At 59.5% G+C, this 242-nt stretch carries 1 pseudogene; it reads right to left on the reverse strand.

From position 1 onward, the window contains the following. Positions 1 to 242: pseudogene (locus QP415_RS12705) on the reverse strand (Na+/H+ antiporter NhaC family protein); the annotation flags it as partial.

Consider the following 242-nt stretch of genomic DNA (forward strand, 5'->3'; position numbering starts at 1 on the left):
CGAAGTCGACTTCGAAGATGACGGTCAGCCACAACAGGACGACTGCGCCGATGGCGTAATAGTTCATGCCCGCGCTACGCAGGAATGCGCCCGCGTCGGTCACCTGAATTGAGGTTGCTGCAACGATCGGTGCCATGATGCCGATGATCGAGGCGCCCCACGAAGAAAACGGTGCAAGAACAGCAACCGGTGCCGACGATGAGTCGATGAGGTAGGCGAGCTTCGCGCGAGACACCTTGTGG

It is taken from the genome of Pauljensenia sp. UMB3104 (assembly GCF_030217285.1).
Taxonomy (GTDB): Bacteria; Actinomycetota; Actinomycetes; order Actinomycetales; family Actinomycetaceae; genus Pauljensenia.